Below are 17,456 nucleotides of genomic sequence, written 5' to 3'. Positions count from 1 at the left end.
GTTTAAACTGAGGCAGGGGAATAGCAGAACTACTCGCCCAGCTAAGAGTGCTTTCTTTATCTACTGAGCACATTAATGCTATCCACAAAGCCTTTATCCTCAGCAGGCGGCAGCGTAGCAGGCTCTTCTCCTGGAGCACATGCGTGATAATCAAGTTAGGCGTTACCCGCGGCTGTTGAGAGTGCCGCTTTGAGAAGGGGGGAGGTTTCTGGGTCAGAAAACAAAGACAGAAACATGCGGTGAACCATATTTGTATGGCGCTGATGATCCTGACGAAACCGTTCGTTCGCCTGATCCCGATCTTCCGACCCATACCCCAAGCGAATCGCACATCGCTCGAGTTCAATCCGGCTTTCCGGAAGGGCATGGGTCTGGAGATCCTGGACCATCTGGAGCTTATGCTCAACATCCCGAAGAAACAGGTACGCTGCTGCCAGATCATCCCGTTCTTTCACCGAAATCAGTTTCCGACGGGCGAACCGATCCAAAGCACCAAGGGTACTGCGGTCAAGGAGTGCCGGAACCCGCCTCCCAGCCAGTACCTGAATTGTCTGCACGAGAAATTCTATCTCCCGGATACCCCCTGTTCCCAGCTTCACATCACGCCGCTCGTGCCCACGGTCTGCTATTTTCGTGTCGATCATCTCTTTGACAATCCTCACTTCGTGGACCACTGGCAGCGCCTCGGCGAAACTCGTCTTCTTTCCAGGCTTCCCGAAAATAAAAGGCTTCACCACACCTAAGAATGCGTTCCCGACACGTGTCGAACCGGCTACCGGCGAGGCCTTCAGGAGCGCCAATCGTTCCCAGACTTGTCCACGTCTGAGATAGTATCGCCGATAGCCCGAGATCGAGCGTGCTAACTGGCCGACAGATCCCTCCGCCCGTAAACGCAGATCGACCCGAAAGACATGACCTTCCCTGGTAGGTTCAATCAACACTCGCGTCAGTTCCCGGGCAAGGATCTCAAAATATTCCTCATTGGAAATGCCGACACCGGCCGGCTTGGCGGCGCGCCTGCCTCCCGGGGCCCTGGTTTCCCCGTCATCGGACTCATAGATATAGAGCAGATCGACATCGGAGCTGTAATTCAATTCATGGCCACCGAGCTTGCCCATCCCGATCACGGCGAATCTTGTTTCCACCCATCGTCCCTGCCGATTTCGGTGCATCGGGAGGCCATACTGTTGTCTGAGATCACCGTCGACAATTTCATAGGCCGCATGAATGAGCAGACAGGCCAGATCGGACAATGATGCCGTCGTCTGAGGTACCGTGGCGAGACGCAGCAGATCCCGGACACCGATCCGTAACATTTCCCGCCGCCGAAACCGGCGCAGTGCGTCCAACCTCAATTGGCTGGACGTAAGATGCTCAATGCTCTCGCGAAGCGCGCTCTCCAACCCATTCCGCGTCGGCGATCTGGCCAAAACATCCTCCTCGGCTAGCCAATACACCAACGTCGGGTCTCGAATCAGGGTGAAGGTCAAGGCGTCGCTATTACCGAAAATGACACAGAGGAGATCGAGCATGCGCGGCCAGCTGTGCAAATAGTCGAAAAATGTGGTACGAGCGACACGCGACAACATGCGCTCCCAATGGTTCAGCGCCTGATCCGGGTCAGCCGTTCTGGAGACCGATTCCAACAACAGCGGCAGGATGTCGGCCAACCGGCGGCGTTGGATCGGGTCGCCTGCCATTGCACTGAGGTTGCGGTCCGCCTGGCCGGGGTCACGCAGACCATAGGCTAACAAAATGGCCCGCACTTCCTCGGCATTTCTCTTGGTCGCGAGCAAGACGGGCCTGGGATCCGGCTTGGAGGAAGTCGTCTGAATTGTTGGTTGAACCTGTGCCGGCGGAAACGGAATGGATGATTGAGTCATGGCGGGGCATTATACTCTCCCCTACGCACAATGAAACCCATTCGGGTATACTGAAGTCCATGCCGATCAGCTCTCCCGACCTCGGGCCGATCTTCAACACAGTTCGTCCATTGTGTCCTGACGTAGCGCAAGAAGCTCTTCAAGATTTCTTCACCCGCATGGATCAGGAGTATTTCCGGCGGTTCGACCCCACGACGATCGCCCAACATATCCGATTGACGGCACAGCTGACTTCGGAACATCCCTGCACAATTGCCTTTGCTGAACAGCACGATAAACGGTTTGAGGTGACGATCGTGGCGTACGATTACTTCTCCGAATTCGCCACTATTTGCGGCCTGCTTTCAGCTTTCGGCTTGAACATTGAAGAAGGACAGATTTATACGTTTGCCGACAAAACCGCCCCGCAGTCCGCTCGCACGAATTGGACAGGATACGGACCACGTGTCCGCGCAAAGAGCAGCCCGAGTTTGAGCAGAAAAAAGATTGTGGACGTGTTCCGGGTCTTGCCGGTATCAGGCGCGGAGTTGGGGATTGAACAACAGAATCTCCTGGCAGACTCACTCCACTCGGTCATCATGTTGCTCGACAAGGGACAATTCGAGGAAGCGCGCTTTGCGGTGAACCGGCGGCTGGTTGAACAACTGGGTAAGCGGCGCGGATCCTTCAGCGGCCTACTCAATCCGGTCCAGATCACGTTCGACAACAGCCAATCCCCGACCGACACAGTCATGGATATCCGGTCGGACGATACCCCGGCCTTTTTGTACGCCTTCGCCAACGCCCTCGCGATGCGCAACGTGTACATTTCCAAAGCGCAATTTGACGTCGAGAATGGCAAGATTCATGACCGCTTTTATGTCCGCAACCGCCACGGCCAGAAGCTGACTGACGCAGCTGATCAGCAGCAGTTACGCTTGACGGCCGTGCTTATTAAGCAGTTCACGCATGCCCTGACCTGGGCCCCAGACCCGACCAAAGCCTTGGAATCGTTTGACCAGTTTCTTGACCTCACCATGCACCAGGCGAAAGGGAAAGCCCAGCAGAAAGCCTTGGCCTTTCTCAGCGACAAAAAGACGTTCCCCTTGCTCGCCCGTCTGCTGGGCGCCAGCGATTTTCTCTGGGAAGACTTTCTGCGGCGCCAATACAGCAACCTCCTGCCCCTCCTGCAAGACTATCGAGATGCGCCCCTTATTGCGCCACGAGCGACACTTCGCAAGGACCTTGATCGTCTGGTGAATCGGGCTGCAACCGATGAGGAGAGGAAGGCGGCACTGAACAGCTTTAAAGATCGCGAGCTGTTTCGCATCGATATGAAGCATATCGTCGAGCCTGGCACCGCTCTCCCTGATTTTTCCGCGGCACTCACCCAACTGGCCGAAGTGATCGTCGATCGGAGCTTGAAGGACTGCCAAGCCAAATTGAACAAACTCTATGGCCCGCCGCGATTGCCGAATAAGAAACCCTGTCCATTCACCGTTCTCGGCCTGGGCAAATTCGGCGGCAAGGAACTCGGTTACGCCTCAGATATTGAAGTGATGTTTGTATATGGCGACGCGGGCCGCACCGGCGGCAAGCAGCCGATCGAGAACAGCGAATATTTTGAGCGGCTGGGGCACGAACTCTTGCAGTGGATTGAGGCGAAACAGGAGGGCATCTTTCACCTGGACGTACGCCTCCGTCCCCATGGTGGGAAAGGCTCTCTGACCAACCCCTTCGACGAGATCTCCAACTACTACAGTGATCAGGGCCTTGCCGCCGCATTCGAGCGCCAGTCGTTGATCAAACTGCGGCATGTGGCCGGCGATGCCGCTCTCGGTAAACGAGTCGAAGCTCACCGCGACAGTTATGTCTACAGCGGCCATCCCTGGGATCTTCCTGGAGCCCTCGACTTGCGTCGTCAGCAGCTGAAGCAACTGGTCGAGCGCGGCACCGTGAACCTGAAACATAGTCCGGGTGGCATCGTCGATATCGAATATGCTGTTCAGTACCTTCAAGTCATGCACGGCCATCGGCTCCCCGTCCTACGCACCCCCAACACCATGCAGGCCCTGGCCGCCTTGGTCGACTGTGGGATCGTGACGAGGCAGGATGGCGAGAATCTTCGCAAGGCCTATTTCTTCATCCGCATGCTCATCGACGGCCTCCGCATGGTCCGTGGCAACGCGAAAGATCGTGTCCTCCCGCCCGTTGACTCCGATGAATTTATCTTTCTCGCCCGTCGTGTCGGCTATGCCACAGACGACTGGGAGGCCGGCGCTCGGCATCTCCACACCGACGTCGAACAGCATATGAGGCTCACCAAAGAATTCTTCGAGCGGACCTACGGAAAGCTCTAGCTCTCCTCACGCCACGCCCCTAAGTCTTCTGAAGCCCTCACGAAGACCTGACTATCGGGTAATGGCCACACGATGATGCGGAGGCCCGGCGCCTCGAAACGGACATCAAGCAAGATAATGAAGGAGCCTCGTCTCCTCAAGCTTGGTGGTGTTCTAACCGATAGAGCTTCAGACGTTCGACCGAGGAACTCCTATGATTTCGTCAGGCATAGCCGCGGAATCGGCCTTGATCGACTCTATTCGTCCTTGCCTCCATCGAAATCTCAAGCCCCTCTTCGATGAGTCCAGCCGCTGCCTTCCGATCCTACAGTCAACCTGCCAGCAAATCCTGAGTCACATGGGGCCTCATTCCAACGCCGTGAGCCTGGCCCGGGTGATTAGCCGCGATCACGGACTGACATGCAAGGTGCTGCAGGTCGCAAACAGCATCGCCTACAGCCCGCAACAGACGATTGTCTCGGTCCCTCATGCGGTCAGCTGGTTAGGGCTCGATACCGTTCGGTCCCTCGTGGCCGCCGCGCATCTTGTCGAGCAGCTGCGACATTGGCCTGTTCGCCAGCATGAGTTTCGAACCTTGATCGCCAAGTCCCTCATCTCCGCAACCTATGCGTGCGAACTGGGCATGGCGATCGAATACCCGCAGCCGGGCCAGTTGTTTACCGCAGCGCTTCTCTACTCCATCGGAGACTTGGCGATTGCGTATCAGGACCCGGACCTGTTTGAAGCCCTCCAAGCCATTTCTCGGAAAGCGAAGCTACCGGCGGAATGTGTGCTTCAAGAGACCCAGCTCCTCGGTATACCTCGTCTGACTTTGGCTCAAGCTTTGGCTCGGATGTGGAAACTGCCTGACGATCTTATCGAGCTCTTCAGCAGGCCCGGGGAACTGGTGATGGGACGTTGGCCAAGCGGGTTCCCGACCTACAGAGGAGTCGTCGTCGGTTCCATCCGGCTGGTCGAAGTGACGACCAACCCCGCTCCACAGGCTGCCATTGAGGAAGCCAAACGAATACTCCTCCTCGGAAGCGGGCTTACTTCAGCGCAGTTCGCAGATTTGATGATTCGTGCCATGGACCGAGGACGCCAGCTCATTCGCTCGATGGGGTTGTCGCTCGACTCCTCCGCCGAGGCAAAAGACGAATCACGGGAGAGCACCGAGTCGACCTCACGCCAGCCATCCGCCCCACCGATGACTGGTGAGAAACCAGCGTCTCCTCCTCAACGGGTCTCTCCAACACAAGACCTCCCCCCTGCACCGATTCGGACCAAGCCGCTTGAAACACTCCAAGCCTTTCAGGACTCGCTGCAGAGTGCGAAGGACCTGAACAGCTTACTTGGCACATTCGTCACCTCTCTGCACCAGGACGCCGGATTTGACCGCGTGGGTTTGGCACTCCTGAACCAAAGCGATAGTGATCTGCTTGTCGGAAGGCTGGTGCTTGGTGTGGCTCCACTAGCCCCCTACATCCGGTCCCTGTCCGGTTCGCTCAGTCGGGAACACCAGTTTTTCCTGACGGTCCTCAAGCGAGTCGATCCTCTGCTCGTTCCAAACTTTTCAGATCAAGCGGCTGGAACCATGAAGCAGGACTTTCTCGAGGTCTGGAAACCGACATCGGCAATCCTCGCACCCCTGCGGGTAGGTGCGAAACCAATCGGACTCGTCTACTGCGATCGGGCGACGAGCAACCAGCCGATGCATGCTCAGGACTACCAGGCCTTGCAGCTGTTCTTTGCCCAGACGACATTGGGTCTGAATCGACTGGCCGGCATACTCTAGCTCAGCCTCCATCTGGACATCACAAAGACAGTCCGCGACGGTTCGACCACGCTACATTCACATCCTGTTTGGCCTCAGCAATCGGCCTCCTGATGCGCCAGGACCCTCTATCTAGATCCCGATGGCCAAGCGGACCGGATGGACCGCTTCAGAAATCCCGTATGGCCCCGTCGTCTCCACTTGGTCGGGATCCGCATAGGTGCCGAACAGCCGATCCCATACGGTAAACAGGACCCCGAAATTCGCCCCAGCTCTCCCGATCTGTCTCAGGTGATGCACCCGATGGTAGCGGGGCGTGACGAAGAACCACTCCAGCTTTTTCGATTGCCACGTCACGTTCATATGCATCCAGTTATTTGTCAGGATCAGCATGTAGGAATAGAGGGGAAAGAACAGTGCCGGTACCGGCTTGAGTAGGGGAAACGCCAGCAGATAAGGGATGTTGGCAAGTGCCACCTGCGGAAGGCTCGCCCGGATACCGGCCAGCCAGTACAGTTCCGTCGGTGAATGGTGCCAGCGATGGATCGGCCATCCCCACGATGTATGCCAGAGCCGATGCATCCAGTAGGCGATTCCGTCCATGACGAACAGGAACACCAGCAGCTTGAACCCAAATGGGACCGCCTGCCAACGCCAGTGTGAATAGTCAGGAAATGGGATTCGATCCGTCACTTGTGTAGCGACGACGAAGAAGACCTGATAGGTGATGAACGCCCCGACATCCTGGAGAAACACGTGGCGATAGAGGAGTGCGCGCGACGGCCAGCAATATTCCGCTGCGAAAAAGAGCAGGCCGATTCCCCAATAGATGGCGAGCCATTCCAACGAAATCAGATTGGTCAAGAAGTCGACCATTATGCTCCTGTAGGAAACATGTGTTAGATCGACAACGAGGAAAAAGTAAGGCAAGAGGATCGCCCATCTTGAAGGTGCCGGTCAAGTCGGTGCAACACTCCATTTACCCTTCCTATGCAGGCCGACCCGGTCAGCGAACATGCCACTTCGGAGATTGTTGTCTGATCACAGGAAAATTCTAAGGTGCTACGCTGCCAGGGCGAGGGGGTAAACGAGCGCCAGCGTCTCTTGCAGTTGCGTGTGCGCCTCCTCTAGTAATGCGGGGAGGTTGGCCGGTACAAACCGAGCGGCGGTCACAGCATGAGGGCTGAACGGCGGTACGGCAGGGCGACGGCTGGGCTCGAGTTCTTCATGGTCGGCAACGACACCGGCTAGATGCACCACGGAAGCATGGAGCATGTACTCGCCGGCATCGTTCGGACTCAGCTGGCAACGGATGGCCTGTTCGATCTGCATGGGCATGCCCCATGACCGAATGAGTTCGGCCCCTACTTCAGCAAAGTCGCACCCAATGTTGGACTGCTCCACTTCAGCCAGGGAGGTTTCAAGGTACCCTGCTTCGATGAGAGCGGACTGGGCGCGCTGCGGCACAGCTTCGTACAGGACAAGGTGGCCGATGTCGCGCAGCAGGCCTTCGATAAAGAAGCGCTCGCTATCCGCGATACCACACGATTTGGCGATCTTTCCCGCGACCAGAGCGCAGAGCACGCTTTTGCGCCAGAATTGAGGGACGTCCATGAGTTGCACCGTCATCCCGGAAAAAGTGCGTCCGACGGTGGTCGCCGTAACGAGGTCATTGATCGCCTGTATCCCGAGAAGCGTCACGGCGCGAGTGATCGTGTCGATCTGTTTGGGAAACCCATAAAGCGGGCTGTTGACGATGCGGAGCACCCTGGCCGAAATAGCTGGGTCCAACTTGAGAACATTGGCGAGATCGTCCATGGTCGAGTCGGGATCGTCCACCACATCCCGCACACGGATGTACATCTCCGGCAAGGTGAAGACCGTGGTGCAGGATTGGACTAACTCGCTCGCCGATGGCATGGTGGATATCCCTTCGGTTATGCGCCGATATAGGCTCTCGCCTACTCTATCGGTTACGAACAGGTGGAACTGTAGAGAAGGGCCGTCTAAGAAAATGTACTGCCCCATCTAATTTTGGACAGGTAGGGTTTTGGTTTTGACGACCCACTCGGCATAGCACTCGGCCGGGGACCGCATCTTCAGCGCGCTGTGCGGGGCCTGGTGATTGTAGTGCTCGATCCACGCCGGTAGCAGCTGCGCCACTTTCTCTAACGTCTCCAGGCAGGCTTGATACACATAATCCCGTTTGAAGCTGCCAAAGAAGGCCTCGGCGAGGCCGTTTGACTCCGGACTCCGCCGAGGCGTGTGACAGGGGATCAGTCCCATCGCACGGACGAACGGCCGGAATCGGTGCGACGTGTACTCCGGTCCATTGTCGCTGAGGAACTCGATGCCCTGGGCCTGAGCGCGGGTCTCGCCGAACCGTCGGAAGATCGCCTCGCGCAGCATCTCGGCGAGATCCGTGGCGGTCATGCGTGAGGCAAAGCGCCAGGACAAGATCATCCGGTCTGCACAGTCGATGATGATGGCCAAGCGGCCCTTGCGGCCATCCCATGCCCGAATGCCGGTGATATCGGAGGCCCAGCGCCGATTGGAATCGGCCACCCGTACCTGACCGGTATGCGGTCGTCCGAGTCGTGGCCCGCGATGACGACTGGTGGAGAGCCAACCCCGCCGCTGCAAGACCCGCCACACTGTTTTGGGATTGCACGACACCCCACGTCGTTTGAGCAACGCATGAATTCGCCGATACCCATAAGAGGTCGGACTGCCGGCCACCAGGTGCTGAATGAGCAGCTCGATGTCGGGTCGCCGGAGTCGACGCGCATGCTTCGCGCGCCGCCGATAGTACCACCAACTCCGTGGCTTGCCGAGGACTCGGCAGACCATGGCGAGCGAGCAGCCTGTCATGCGGACTAGCCACCGTATATCCCCTCGGGTGATTTGAGCCCTTTGAGCTCGAAGGCTTTTTTTAACACATCGACCTCTAAGGCCTTCCGGCCTAATGCCCGTTCGAGCTCCTCGATGCGCTTCTGGAGCCCACCCACCACATTCTTCGGGACCATCTCTCCGGAGTCCTTCAGCCCCTGGTCCAGACTGCGCTTCCATCGATACATCTGTGCCGCATTCACCGCGTATTTCCGACAGATCTCTTCCAGCGGGACACCAGTCTGCCACTCCTGCAACACCGCCAGCTTCTGCTCACCACTCCACCGCCGCCGTCGCCCTCGACCATTCTGACCAGGTTTCATCGTGGTTTCCATTGCTCCCTCCCGACTTCTGGTGCTGTCCAAATATTAAGTGGGGCACAACAAGAGCTTCTGGATGAGATTTCGCGAGAATCTTCCGTCCGTATGTTTCACATATACAATTCGGAACGATTCATGCAGTTCGCACAGGAATATCTCAAGATCGGATTAAAGGAAGAATCCATCAGCGAGGTTAAGGAAATTGCCCAACCCGCCAGCGCAACACCTCAGCGTTTGTCGGTAGAGGTAAATTTGCTAGCTGGAGCAGAAGATCTCGTTTTTGAGCTGAGGCACCTCGGCTTCAAAGCCGGGTTTTATACTTCTGCGACAGATGACAGTAACACGGCCAATGAACATGAAGGCATATGGGTTGGTTCACGTATACCTGTGCCCTATGCTCTTGCTGTAATTAAGGCAGCTAAAACCCATTGGCCATTTCTCAGATACGTCATGATATTAGGTGACAAAGGGAGCTCGCCTCCGAAACATGTGCATTATCGAATGTTTATCGGTGGAGCAACGAGTGTGGCGCACAGAAACAAACTACGTCCTTGGAATTATGAAGACTTTGAAAGGTTGAATGAGGATATGTCACTAAAGCATTTTCATTCGTACATCCGCTCCTTCTATTAATAAGATACGCCTGGAATGCGTTTCCGAGGACCGGCTCAGAAACAACCAAATAGGGAGCAGTGTTCCTTTTTCGGCGCTCGATAGAATTCCCCATTGCTAGAATTTCGTGCTGCTGATCGCCTGGGCGCGTTTCTCGTCCAATTCGGCCCAGCGGGCGTAGAGACGTTCGACGTCGGCCTGCGCGGTGTGCAACGCTGCATAGCGCTCTTGTAAATCGGAAGCGGAGGAAGCAATGGATGGATCATTTGCCGCCACTTGGCAGGCGGCCACCCGCGCTTCGGCTTTCTGAATCGTGACTTCGATCTGATCCCATTCTTTCTGTTCTTTGTACGACAAGCCTTTCCGTTTGGACGCCCCCGCCGGTCCAAGGCTTTCCTTTGCAATCTGAGATTTTCGTTCTTGCGTCGTTTTTTTGGCCTGCGCGGATTCCCATTGGGCATAGTCGGCGAACCACTCGGCGCACCCCGTCCCATCCAGAGCGAGAAGTCTGGTGGAGACGCGGTCCAGCAGCCACCGGTCGTGCGTCACCAGAACGAGTGCCCCGGCGAACTCCAGCAAGCTGTCTTCCAGCACGTCGAGCGTCGGAATATCCAAATCGTTCGTGGGCTCGTCGAGGAGTAAGAGATCCGCCGGCTGGAGCATCAACCGTGCGATCAGCAACCGGGCCTGCTCTCCCCCGGACAGACGGGAGACCGGCAAATCCAGCTGCTCCGGCCTGAACAGAAAACGCTTGGCCCATGAGACCAGATGCACGGACCGATCCTGGTATACGACGGCATCGCCACCGGCAGGAGCGAGGGCACGCCGCAACGTGGCCTGCTGGTCCAACGACTCGCGATGTTGGTCGAACGTCACGACACGGAGCCGATCGGCTCGGGTGATGGTGCCGCTGTCTGTCGGCAACGTGCCCGCCAAGAGTTTGAGGAGAGTGGTCTTGCCGCCCCCATTGGGGCCGAGGAGACCAATCCGTTCGCCTGGCCCTATCATGAGGTCGAGGCAGGACACGATGGGCTTGCCGCCGAGCGATTTCCCAATCTCTTTTGCGACCAACAATTGTTTCGACTTTCGACCGGAAGCCGTGAAGTCGATTCCGGCCGACGCGCTCCCCTGCCGGGACTCAATATCCTGCAGCTCGTCGATGAGCCGTCCCGCCGAGTCAATCCGGGCCTTGGCTTTGGTCGTGCGGGCTTTGGGGCCTCGCCTGAGCCATTCCACTTCGCGCCGGACTCGATTGGCCAATGACGCCTGATAGTCGGCCTGTGCCTGCAAGGCCGCGTCGCGCTGCTCCAGGAACTCGCTGTACCGCCCGTTTGCCTGAAAGAGGCCATTGGCGTATCTCCGGTTCAATTCCCAGATTCGCGTGGTCACTGATTCCAGGAATCGCCGATCGTGACTAATCACGATGAACGCATTCGGCTCAGCCTTCAGCAGGTCTTCGAGCCAAAGGATGCCGTCGAGGTCCAGATGGTTAGTCGGCTCGTCCATGAGCAGCACGTCCGGTTCCAGCATCAGTGACCGTGCGATCGCCAACCGCTTCTTCCATCCTCCCGAAAGTGTCGAGACCACCTGATCGGATCGAACAAATCCTCCGAGGCTGAGCGCTTTGGCAATTCGCCCGCCATGCTCATGCGGATCCAGTCCCTCGTCGAGAAGGACTTGGGCCAACGTGTCCTCGACCGAGTGCTGCTCAGCAAAGGAGGGCTCTTGTGGGACATAGCCGATGCGGATCTGCCGCCGCACAGCTCGAGTCCCGCTATCCGGCACCTCAAGGCCGGCGAGTATCTTGAGCAACGTGGATTTCCCGGAACCGTTGGGGCCGATCAGCCCGACATGGTCGCCTTCGCACAGTCCGAGCGACAGGTCAGTGAACAACGGTTTGATACCGAAGGTCTTCCCAAGAGACTCGCAACTGAGCAGCATGATCGGCGGCATGATGGGTGACGCGCAGTGTACCCGATCGCAGTGAGAAAACGGGTATCTTTCTTCAAGAGGATGAGCCGCAGCCCCATTCGCCGACACGCGGCCGCTCATTGCTTGGTCTATCTCGTCTTACTTTCCCATCATTGACACCTCGCCTCAGGCACAGTAGCCTGTGCTCAGAGTCACGTCTGCGCCACACTGGGACGACAGAAAGGGGAACCCATCAATGAAATCGATATGGTCGATTCTGAGTCTTTGTCTGATCATGGCAACCATAGGTTGCGGCAGTAACAAAGCCGAAATTAAGGAAGACCGTCTCACCGTCGGCAAGGTGCAGGGCGAGGTCAAAGTTGGAATGCCTGCCTCTCAGGTAGCCGAACTGCTGGGGAGTCCCAATATCGTGACGACAGACGAGAAGCGGCGCGAGGTCTGGATCTACGACAAGGTCTCGACTGATCGCGTCGACACGGCCAGTTCCTCCTTTGCGAGCATCATCATTCTTGGCACCACCTCACGTGACAGTTCGAGTTCCCAACGCCAACGGACTCTCACGATCATCATCAAGTACGACGAAGAGAAGAAGGTCCGTGACTTTGCCTACAACGCCACCCAGTTCTAGCATGCATGGCGGATCTGTGGCTCAGCGAATACTTCTGGCGGTGACATATCTTGCCATGTCGAGCCTGTTCGTAGGGTGTGTGACTCATACACAACCGGACGAACTGTTCCAGCTGAAACCTGAGAGCGCAGCCAACCGGGCCATGCAAACCCGCCTCTTCGAGACTAAGGATGAAGCGGAGTTATTGTCCGCCTCAGCGGCTGTCCTGCAGGATCTTGGTTTCCAGGTTGAAGAAAGCGTGCGCGAAGTTGGATTTTTAAGAGCGGCGAAAGAACGAAGTGCTCGAGAATATGGCCAGGACATCGCTCGCTTTTTCGTCTTTCTCCTGAGCACTCCGCTGGTATTCGTCCAACAGCCTCCTATCGTAATGCCCGTGGACCTGCATCAAAAAATCGCCGCCGCGCTGGTCACGAGACCGGTGAATTCCGAGGCCACGCGCCAGGAAGTCAGAGTCGTGTTCTACCGGGTCGTGTGGAAGGGAGAAGGGTTGGCCGGCCGTCAGGGCATTCCACCTGGCGAACAACGGATGGAAATGCTACGCGACCCCGTGATGTACCAGACCTTCTTTGCTAAATTGTCAAAAGCTGTCTTTCTGGAAGCATTTGCTCTCTGAGCGCGAGGTAATGATGAAGTCAGCGAATGTGGCAGGAATCATTGGCGCCGCCATACTTGTCATCCTGCAAGGCTGCGCCGTTCCGCAGCCCAGTCAGAATCTGCTGGCGCCGACTGAGGCGCAGATGAAGATCCGGAGTATGCAAACTCGGTCCTTCGACATAAAGGATCGCCAAATGGCCATGCGCGGCGTCATTGCGGCGTTGCAGGACTTGGGTTTCATCATCGAGCGAGCCAATGAGCCTTTGGGGCTGGTGACCGCTGCGCGTTTCGCCGAACCGAACTTCTACGACGTCGTGGGTGTGACCGTCACGGTACGCTCAGAAGCCGAAGGTCGTATGATGATTCGCGCGAATGCCATCTACAACAACAAACCCGTCGAAGATCCCAAGGTGTACCAGAATTTCTTCGCCACACTGGAACGGTCTCTCTTTGTCACTAAGAATTAATGGATATGGTCTCTCACCAGAGGAACCGTGATGAACACACCTTGTCTCTTGCAGGATCGAGGCGGCTGAGCCCCTGCCTCTTTGTCGGCCTCTGCCTGCTGTTACAGGGATGCCCAACACCCTACGAATTGCGGCATGTCAACCAGTGGGACTCGCACGAGCAAATCTGGCTTTCCGAAGAAAGCCAGGTCAAAATTCGCGCCGCCCAATCGCGTGTGTTTGATACCGTGGATCAGCGTAGGATGTTGGCAACAATCGTTTCATCTCTGCAGGATTTGGATTTTAAAGTAGAGGTGCTCGATGAAGAACTGGGCGTCGTCTCAGGAAAGAAATACGTCGAGAATGAGCAGATTTATGGTGTCGACCTGAGCTATCTGCTGTATCAACCCGATGCCTTACTCGTTCTCAACCGTCATGACCGGACGTGGGGCTCGTTCGATCACCGCAGTAATCTGGTTCGTTTCACAGTCACCGTCCGTAAGCGCAACGATTCGCAGCTCGTCGTCCGAGCCAGCGCTCAGTTTTACCTTCGCGCCGTTGAGGATCCCCTTCCCTACCAGCAGTTCTTCCGCACCTTGGAACAAGCGGTGTTCCTGGAAGGCCACTCCGTCGAGTAACCGGCGTCATACTTTTCTTGGTGATCCCTCAGACGAAAGAGGTGCGGAATCTGGCACAGATTGCCAGGAAGGAACCGATTGCCGGCCTGGCCGCTACGCCACCGTTGCAGGCAGTCGACACAATCACTCACCAGTGGCTGGATCGCCGTCCCTGCCGCCATGCGCGTGTGGTGCAGGACATGACGTTAGGACGATATCTGCGCCTCTAAGGCACGCAGGAGGTCTGAGACGGAAAGTACGCCGATGATGGTGGCATCGGCAGTCACAGGCAGATGCCGGATTCCCTGCTTCTTCATCAGCGACATGGCGTCCGCTAAAGACTCATCTTCTTCGATTGTCACGATTGATCGGCTCATGCAGGTGGCGACAGTGGTGCTGTTGGGATCCAACCCTTTGGCGACCGCTTTGCGGGTGACATCGGAATCGGTGATGATCCCGATATAACGAGAACCATCGTCCACGATCAGTGAACCGACTTTGTGCTTCTGCAACATCTGCCCCGCTTGTTTGATCGAGGCCTCTCTATGGATGCTTCGGACCTCGTGCGACATATAGTCTGCGACGAGTGCCTGCCCAACTCCTTTTGCCTTCCTGGTCGCCTGCACACGGCGACGCAATTCGAGGTCGGCGAGGCAGCTTTCCAGTACTTGTCGTCGCTGCTGTAGACTCTCGCGTTCCACATTGTGCGTCCCACTTTCCTGCGCTTCTTCCGGTAAGAGCGCGGACTCTCCCGTTTTTGCTAGGAGATAGGCCTCCGATTCATCGGAGGCAGCACCGAACACCTGACCGATCAGCTCTTCCGCTGTTTCGTCGAAATCTTCAAGCGAAGCCGACCCGCGTTTGCGCGAGAGGAAGGGTTGAAATTTCACGAGCTGCTGCTTGAACCGTTCGACATACCGATCGAGAATATCACTCCGCGTCAACCCCGTGCGAACTCGCTTCGGCATCGTCACCCTCCTCGGTTATGAGCGCGAGCATACTCTAAGCCAGGATGAGGCTCAAGAGGCCCATAGGATGGGATCTCTTGTCCCGCCACATCACAATTTGCCGCTTGATTTTTTGACCGTTTGTCCTTATGCCATCCACTCTCAACCTGTATGGCGGATGGATTAGAAAACAAATCGGGTGCGCGGCCATGATCCGATTGGTGCTGGTCGCTATGCTCGTCCTCAGCTATGGACAGGCCTTTGCGGGTTGGGTGGCCGTCGAGAAACAGTACCAATCCGCTGGTCTGGAAACCGTGTACTTTGATCCGGAGACGATTCGCCGGGACGGAAGTCGTGCGACCCTCTGGCAGCTCACGGATATCAAGTGGAATGACACGACACGATTCTTGTCCGCCAAGACCCACAAGGAATTTGACTGCGCGCAATCTCGCGTGCGCGTGCTGCAAGTTGTGGAATTTTCCCGTCAGATGGGAAGCGGCAAGTCGGCGGCCGGCTACATTGAAAATGGCCGTTGGCAGCCTATTGAGACTCCAAGCCTCGATCGCGCTCTGTTGCAGACCGCATGCGGGAAACGTTGACCGTCGAGCGGCACCCCCTACTGTCTACTCACGACGCCTGTTCTGCTACACATCGTAATAGAGGAAAAACTCATACGGATGCGGACGCAAACGCATCGCATCGATCTCCTTGCTTCGCTTATAGCCGACCCAGGCTTCGATTAGATCCTCGGTAAACACCTCTCCTTTGAGCAGAAACTGGTGATCCTTTTCCAGGCTGCTGATCGCTTCATCAAGGCTCCCGGGCATCGTCGGGATACTGGCGGCCTCTTTGGGATCGAGATCATAGAGGTCTTTTTCGGCCGGTTCGCCGGGGTTGATCTTGTTTTGGATGCCGTCAAGCCCCGCCATGAGCATCGCGGAGAACGCCAAATACGGATTGCAGGACGGGTCCGGAAACCGCACCTCGATCCGCTTGGCTTTCGGACTCGGGGAGTACATCGGAATACGGATGCCGGCCGATCGATTCCGACTGGAATAGGCCAGCAGCACGGGAGCTTCGAATCCAGGGGTGATGCGTTTGTAGGAATTCGTCGTCGGGTTGGTAAACGCCGCCAATGCCGGCGCATGTTTCAGGATGCCGCCGATATAGTATAAACAGAGCTGTGAAATGCCGGCATAATCCTTCCCGGCAAAGAGTGGTTTTCCATCATTCCAAATACTCTGGTGCGTGTGCATTCCGGATCCCGCATCATTGAACAGCGGTTTCGGCATGAACGTCGCCGTCTTCCCATGTCGACGGGCCACGTTTTTGACGATGTACTTGTACATCATCATCTTGTCCGCAGTCCGTAAGAGGGAATCAAATCGAATATCGATCTCGGCCTGCCCGGCCGAGGCCGTCTCGTGATGGTGCTTTTCCACCACGATGCCGACCTTTTCCATTTCAAGGACCATTTCGCTTCGGATATCTTGTTGGGTATCTGCGGGAGCCACGGGGAAATACCCTTGCTTGTGGCGGATCTTACCGCCGAGGTTGAGCCCCTCTTGCCCCATGTTCCATGCGCCTTCCTCAGAATCCAAATAATAGAAGCCGCTGTGGCTGTTCTGATCGTATCGGGCATGGTCGAAGATGAAAAATTCGGCTTCCGGGCCCCAGAATGAACTGTCCCCGATCTTGGTGCTTTGAAGATACCGCTCGGCCTTCTGAGCGATGAATCTGGGATCGCGGTCGTAATTTTCGCGGGAAATCGGGTCCACGACGTTGCCGGTCATGCTGAGTGTCGGCACCGCGGTAAAGGGATCCAAGCAGGCCGTCGCCGGGTCAGGCACTACCAACAAGTCGCTGTTGTTGATGGCCTTCCAGCCGCGAATGGATGATCCATCCAAGCCGGAACCGTCCTTGAACAACGTCTCGGTCAGTTCGCTCACGGGGATCGTCATATGTTGCCACACGCCCGGCAGATCGACGAATTTCAAGTCCACCATCTGCACTCTGTGCTTCTTGGCGAACTCCAACACCTCACGCACGTTCATTCCCTTCCTCCTTTACGAGATCCTTTGCGATGATGTTCCACCGCTTGAATCCCTTCCCTCACAATGCGGTTTCTCCGGTTTCTCCTGTCCGAATACGCACCGCCTCGCTCAATTCTCGAACAAAAATTTTCCCATCACCGATACTGCCGGTTTTAGCGGCGCGAATGATGGCCTCGGTCACCCGTGGCACCTGTGCATCCGTCACGGCGACTTCGATCTTGACCTTGGGCACAAATTCGATCGTATACTCTTGCCCCCGATACATTTCCTTATGGCCCTTCTGACGTCCGAACCCTTTGACCTCGGACACGGTCATGCCTTGGACACCGATTTCTAGTAGGGCATCCTTGATTTCTTCTAGCTTGAACGGTTTGACAATCGCCTCGACCAACTTCATGTAGATGCCCTCCCTGCCCAGCTGGCTCAAGAACCCGTGAAGGTT

General features: G+C 56.5%; 18 protein-coding genes. 9 read left to right on the top strand and 9 right to left on the bottom strand.

Translation table 11 applies throughout. The features are described 5' to 3' along the window. Positions 1–155: 155 nt before the first annotated feature. On the bottom strand, positions 156–1,883 hold the full coding sequence (locus tag H8K03_15795) for a hypothetical protein (GenBank protein ID UVT19249.1): 1,728 nt from the start codon (positions 1,881–1,883) through the stop codon (positions 156–158). Positions 1,884–1,942: 59 nt separating this feature from the next. On the opposite strand from H8K03_15795, the gene H8K03_15790 reads away from it, so the two are divergent. Together H8K03_15790 and H8K03_15785 are read left to right on the top strand one after the other, a co-directional pair. Then, positions 1,943–4,222 (top strand): hypothetical protein, encoded by a 2,280-nt coding sequence (locus H8K03_15790; GenBank protein ID UVT19248.1) that lies wholly within the window; start codon positions 1,943–1,945, stop codon positions 4,220–4,222. A 193-nt stretch (positions 4,223–4,415) separates the two neighbouring features. Then, a complete protein-coding gene (locus H8K03_15785) occupies positions 4,416–5,996 on the top strand; it encodes an HDOD domain-containing protein (GenBank protein UVT19247.1) in 1,581 nt (526 codons plus the stop codon). Between the two features lie 111 nt (positions 5,997–6,107). Here H8K03_15785 and H8K03_15780 read toward each other — a convergent pair whose 3' ends face one another. From H8K03_15780 to H8K03_15765, 4 genes are all read right to left on the bottom strand, one after another. Continuing rightward, positions 6,108–6,851, bottom strand: a complete 744-nt coding sequence (locus H8K03_15780) for a sterol desaturase family protein (GenBank protein ID UVT19246.1) — start codon at positions 6,849–6,851, stop codon at positions 6,108–6,110. Between the two features lie 186 nt (positions 6,852–7,037). Then, positions 7,038–7,895, bottom strand: a complete 858-nt coding sequence (locus H8K03_15775; GenBank protein UVT19245.1) for an HDOD domain-containing protein — start codon at positions 7,893–7,895, stop codon at positions 7,038–7,040. Between the two features lie 108 nt (positions 7,896–8,003). Then, the gene (locus tag H8K03_15770; protein UVT19244.1) at positions 8,004–8,846 is read right to left on the bottom strand and encodes an IS3 family transposase; all 843 of its coding nucleotides are present in this window, start codon (positions 8,844–8,846) and stop codon (positions 8,004–8,006) included. 5 nt (positions 8,847–8,851) lie between these two features. Further along, a complete protein-coding gene (locus H8K03_15765; GenBank protein ID UVT19243.1) occupies positions 8,852–9,199 on the bottom strand; it encodes a transposase in 348 nt (115 codons plus the stop codon). Positions 9,200–9,319: 120 nt separating this feature from the next. Between H8K03_15765 and H8K03_15760 the strand changes: the two genes are divergently transcribed. Then, positions 9,320–9,817: a hypothetical protein gene (locus tag H8K03_15760; protein UVT19242.1), complete on the top strand. Its 498-nt coding sequence runs from the start codon at positions 9,320–9,322 to the stop codon at positions 9,815–9,817. A gap of 96 nt (positions 9,818–9,913) precedes the next feature. Here the strand turns inward: H8K03_15760 and H8K03_15755 are convergent, their stop codons facing one another. Continuing rightward, entirely contained in the window at positions 9,914–11,749 is a 1,836-nt protein-coding gene (locus tag H8K03_15755) for an ABC-F family ATP-binding cassette domain-containing protein (GenBank protein ID UVT22507.1), read from the bottom strand. A 214-nt stretch (positions 11,750–11,963) separates the two neighbouring features. Between H8K03_15755 and H8K03_15750 the strand changes: the two genes are divergently transcribed. From H8K03_15750 to H8K03_15730, 5 genes are read left to right on the top strand one after another with little or no spacing between them, the layout of a single operon-like run. Further along, positions 11,964–12,356, top strand: coding sequence for a hypothetical protein (locus H8K03_15750; protein ID UVT19241.1), 393 nt, complete (start codon positions 11,964–11,966; stop codon positions 12,354–12,356). A 55-nt stretch (positions 12,357–12,411) separates the two neighbouring features. Next, positions 12,412–12,969 carry a hypothetical protein gene (locus H8K03_15745; protein ID UVT22506.1) on the top strand — a complete coding sequence of 186 codons (558 nt, stop codon included), beginning with the start codon at positions 12,412–12,414 and terminating at the stop codon, positions 12,967–12,969. 10 nt (positions 12,970–12,979) lie between these two features. Continuing rightward, positions 12,980–13,417 carry a hypothetical protein gene (locus H8K03_15740; protein UVT19240.1) on the top strand — a complete coding sequence of 146 codons (438 nt, stop codon included), beginning with the start codon at positions 12,980–12,982 and terminating at the stop codon, positions 13,415–13,417. Positions 13,418–13,422: 5 nt separating this feature from the next. Then, entirely contained in the window at positions 13,423–14,034 is a 612-nt protein-coding gene (locus H8K03_15735) for a hypothetical protein (protein UVT19239.1), read from the top strand. A gap of 20 nt (positions 14,035–14,054) precedes the next feature. Then, positions 14,055–14,243: a hypothetical protein gene (locus H8K03_15730; GenBank protein UVT19238.1), complete on the top strand. Its 189-nt coding sequence runs from the start codon at positions 14,055–14,057 to the stop codon at positions 14,241–14,243. On the opposite strand, the gene H8K03_15725 is transcribed toward H8K03_15730, so the two are convergent. Further along, positions 14,220–14,981: a CBS domain-containing protein gene (locus H8K03_15725; GenBank protein ID UVT19237.1), complete on the bottom strand. Its 762-nt coding sequence runs from the start codon at positions 14,979–14,981 to the stop codon at positions 14,220–14,222. The genes H8K03_15730 and H8K03_15725 overlap by 24 nt on opposite strands. 188 nt (positions 14,982–15,169) lie before the next feature. Here H8K03_15725 and H8K03_15720 point away from each other — a divergent pair, with 188 nt between their 5' ends. After that, positions 15,170–15,559 (top strand): hypothetical protein, encoded by a 390-nt coding sequence (locus H8K03_15720; GenBank protein ID UVT19236.1) that lies wholly within the window; start codon positions 15,170–15,172, stop codon positions 15,557–15,559. Positions 15,560–15,604: 45 nt separating this feature from the next. Here the strand turns inward: H8K03_15720 and glnA are convergent, their stop codons facing one another. Together glnA and H8K03_15710 are read right to left on the bottom strand one after the other, a co-directional pair. Next, on the bottom strand, positions 15,605–17,014 hold the full coding sequence (gene glnA, locus H8K03_15715; GenBank protein ID UVT19235.1) for a type I glutamate--ammonia ligase: 1,410 nt from the start codon (positions 17,012–17,014) through the stop codon (positions 15,605–15,607). A gap of 58 nt (positions 17,015–17,072) precedes the next feature. Then, on the bottom strand, positions 17,073–17,411 hold the full coding sequence (locus H8K03_15710; GenBank protein UVT22505.1) for a P-II family nitrogen regulator: 339 nt from the start codon (positions 17,409–17,411) through the stop codon (positions 17,073–17,075). Positions 17,412–17,456: the final 45 nt, after the last annotated feature.

The organism is Nitrospira sp., assembly GCA_024760545.1.
Classification (GTDB): domain Bacteria; phylum Nitrospirota; class Nitrospiria; order Nitrospirales; family Nitrospiraceae; genus Nitrospira_D.
This window is presented reverse-complemented; position numbering and strand designations above follow the sequence as displayed.

Coding starts and splice junctions, on each gene's coding strand:
- H8K03_15795 (UVT19249.1), bottom strand. CDS start 1,883: ATGACTCAATCATCCATTCCGTTTCCGCCGGCACAGGTTCAACCAACA.
- H8K03_15790 (UVT19248.1), top strand. CDS start 1,943: ATGCCGATCAGCTCTCCCGACCTCGGGCCGATCTTCAACACAGTTCGT.
- H8K03_15785 (UVT19247.1), top strand. CDS start 4,416: ATGATTTCGTCAGGCATAGCCGCGGAATCGGCCTTGATCGACTCTATT.
- H8K03_15780 (UVT19246.1), bottom strand. CDS start 6,851: ATGGTCGACTTCTTGACCAATCTGATTTCGTTGGAATGGCTCGCCATC.
- H8K03_15775 (UVT19245.1), bottom strand. CDS start 7,895: ATGCCATCGGCGAGCGAGTTAGTCCAATCCTGCACCACGGTCTTCACC.
- H8K03_15770 (UVT19244.1), bottom strand. CDS start 8,846: ATGACAGGCTGCTCGCTCGCCATGGTCTGCCGAGTCCTCGGCAAGCCA.
- H8K03_15765 (UVT19243.1), bottom strand. CDS start 9,199: ATGGAAACCACGATGAAACCTGGTCAGAATGGTCGAGGGCGACGGCGG.
- H8K03_15760 (UVT19242.1), top strand. CDS start 9,320: ATGCAGTTCGCACAGGAATATCTCAAGATCGGATTAAAGGAAGAATCC.
- H8K03_15755 (UVT22507.1), bottom strand. CDS start 11,749: ATGCCGCCGATCATGCTGCTCAGTTGCGAGTCTCTTGGGAAGACCTTC.
- H8K03_15750 (UVT19241.1), top strand. CDS start 11,964: ATGAAATCGATATGGTCGATTCTGAGTCTTTGTCTGATCATGGCAACC.
- H8K03_15745 (UVT22506.1), top strand. CDS start 12,412: ATGTCGAGCCTGTTCGTAGGGTGTGTGACTCATACACAACCGGACGAA.
- H8K03_15740 (UVT19240.1), top strand. CDS start 12,980: ATGATGAAGTCAGCGAATGTGGCAGGAATCATTGGCGCCGCCATACTT.
- H8K03_15735 (UVT19239.1), top strand. CDS start 13,423: ATGGTCTCTCACCAGAGGAACCGTGATGAACACACCTTGTCTCTTGCA.
- H8K03_15725 (UVT19237.1), bottom strand. CDS start 14,981: ATGCCGAAGCGAGTTCGCACGGGGTTGACGCGGAGTGATATTCTCGAT.
- H8K03_15720 (UVT19236.1), top strand. CDS start 15,170: ATGATCCGATTGGTGCTGGTCGCTATGCTCGTCCTCAGCTATGGACAG.
- glnA (UVT19235.1), bottom strand. CDS start 17,014: ATGAACGTGCGTGAGGTGTTGGAGTTCGCCAAGAAGCACAGAGTGCAG.
- H8K03_15710 (UVT22505.1), bottom strand. CDS start 17,411: ATGAAGTTGGTCGAGGCGATTGTCAAACCGTTCAAGCTAGAAGAAATC.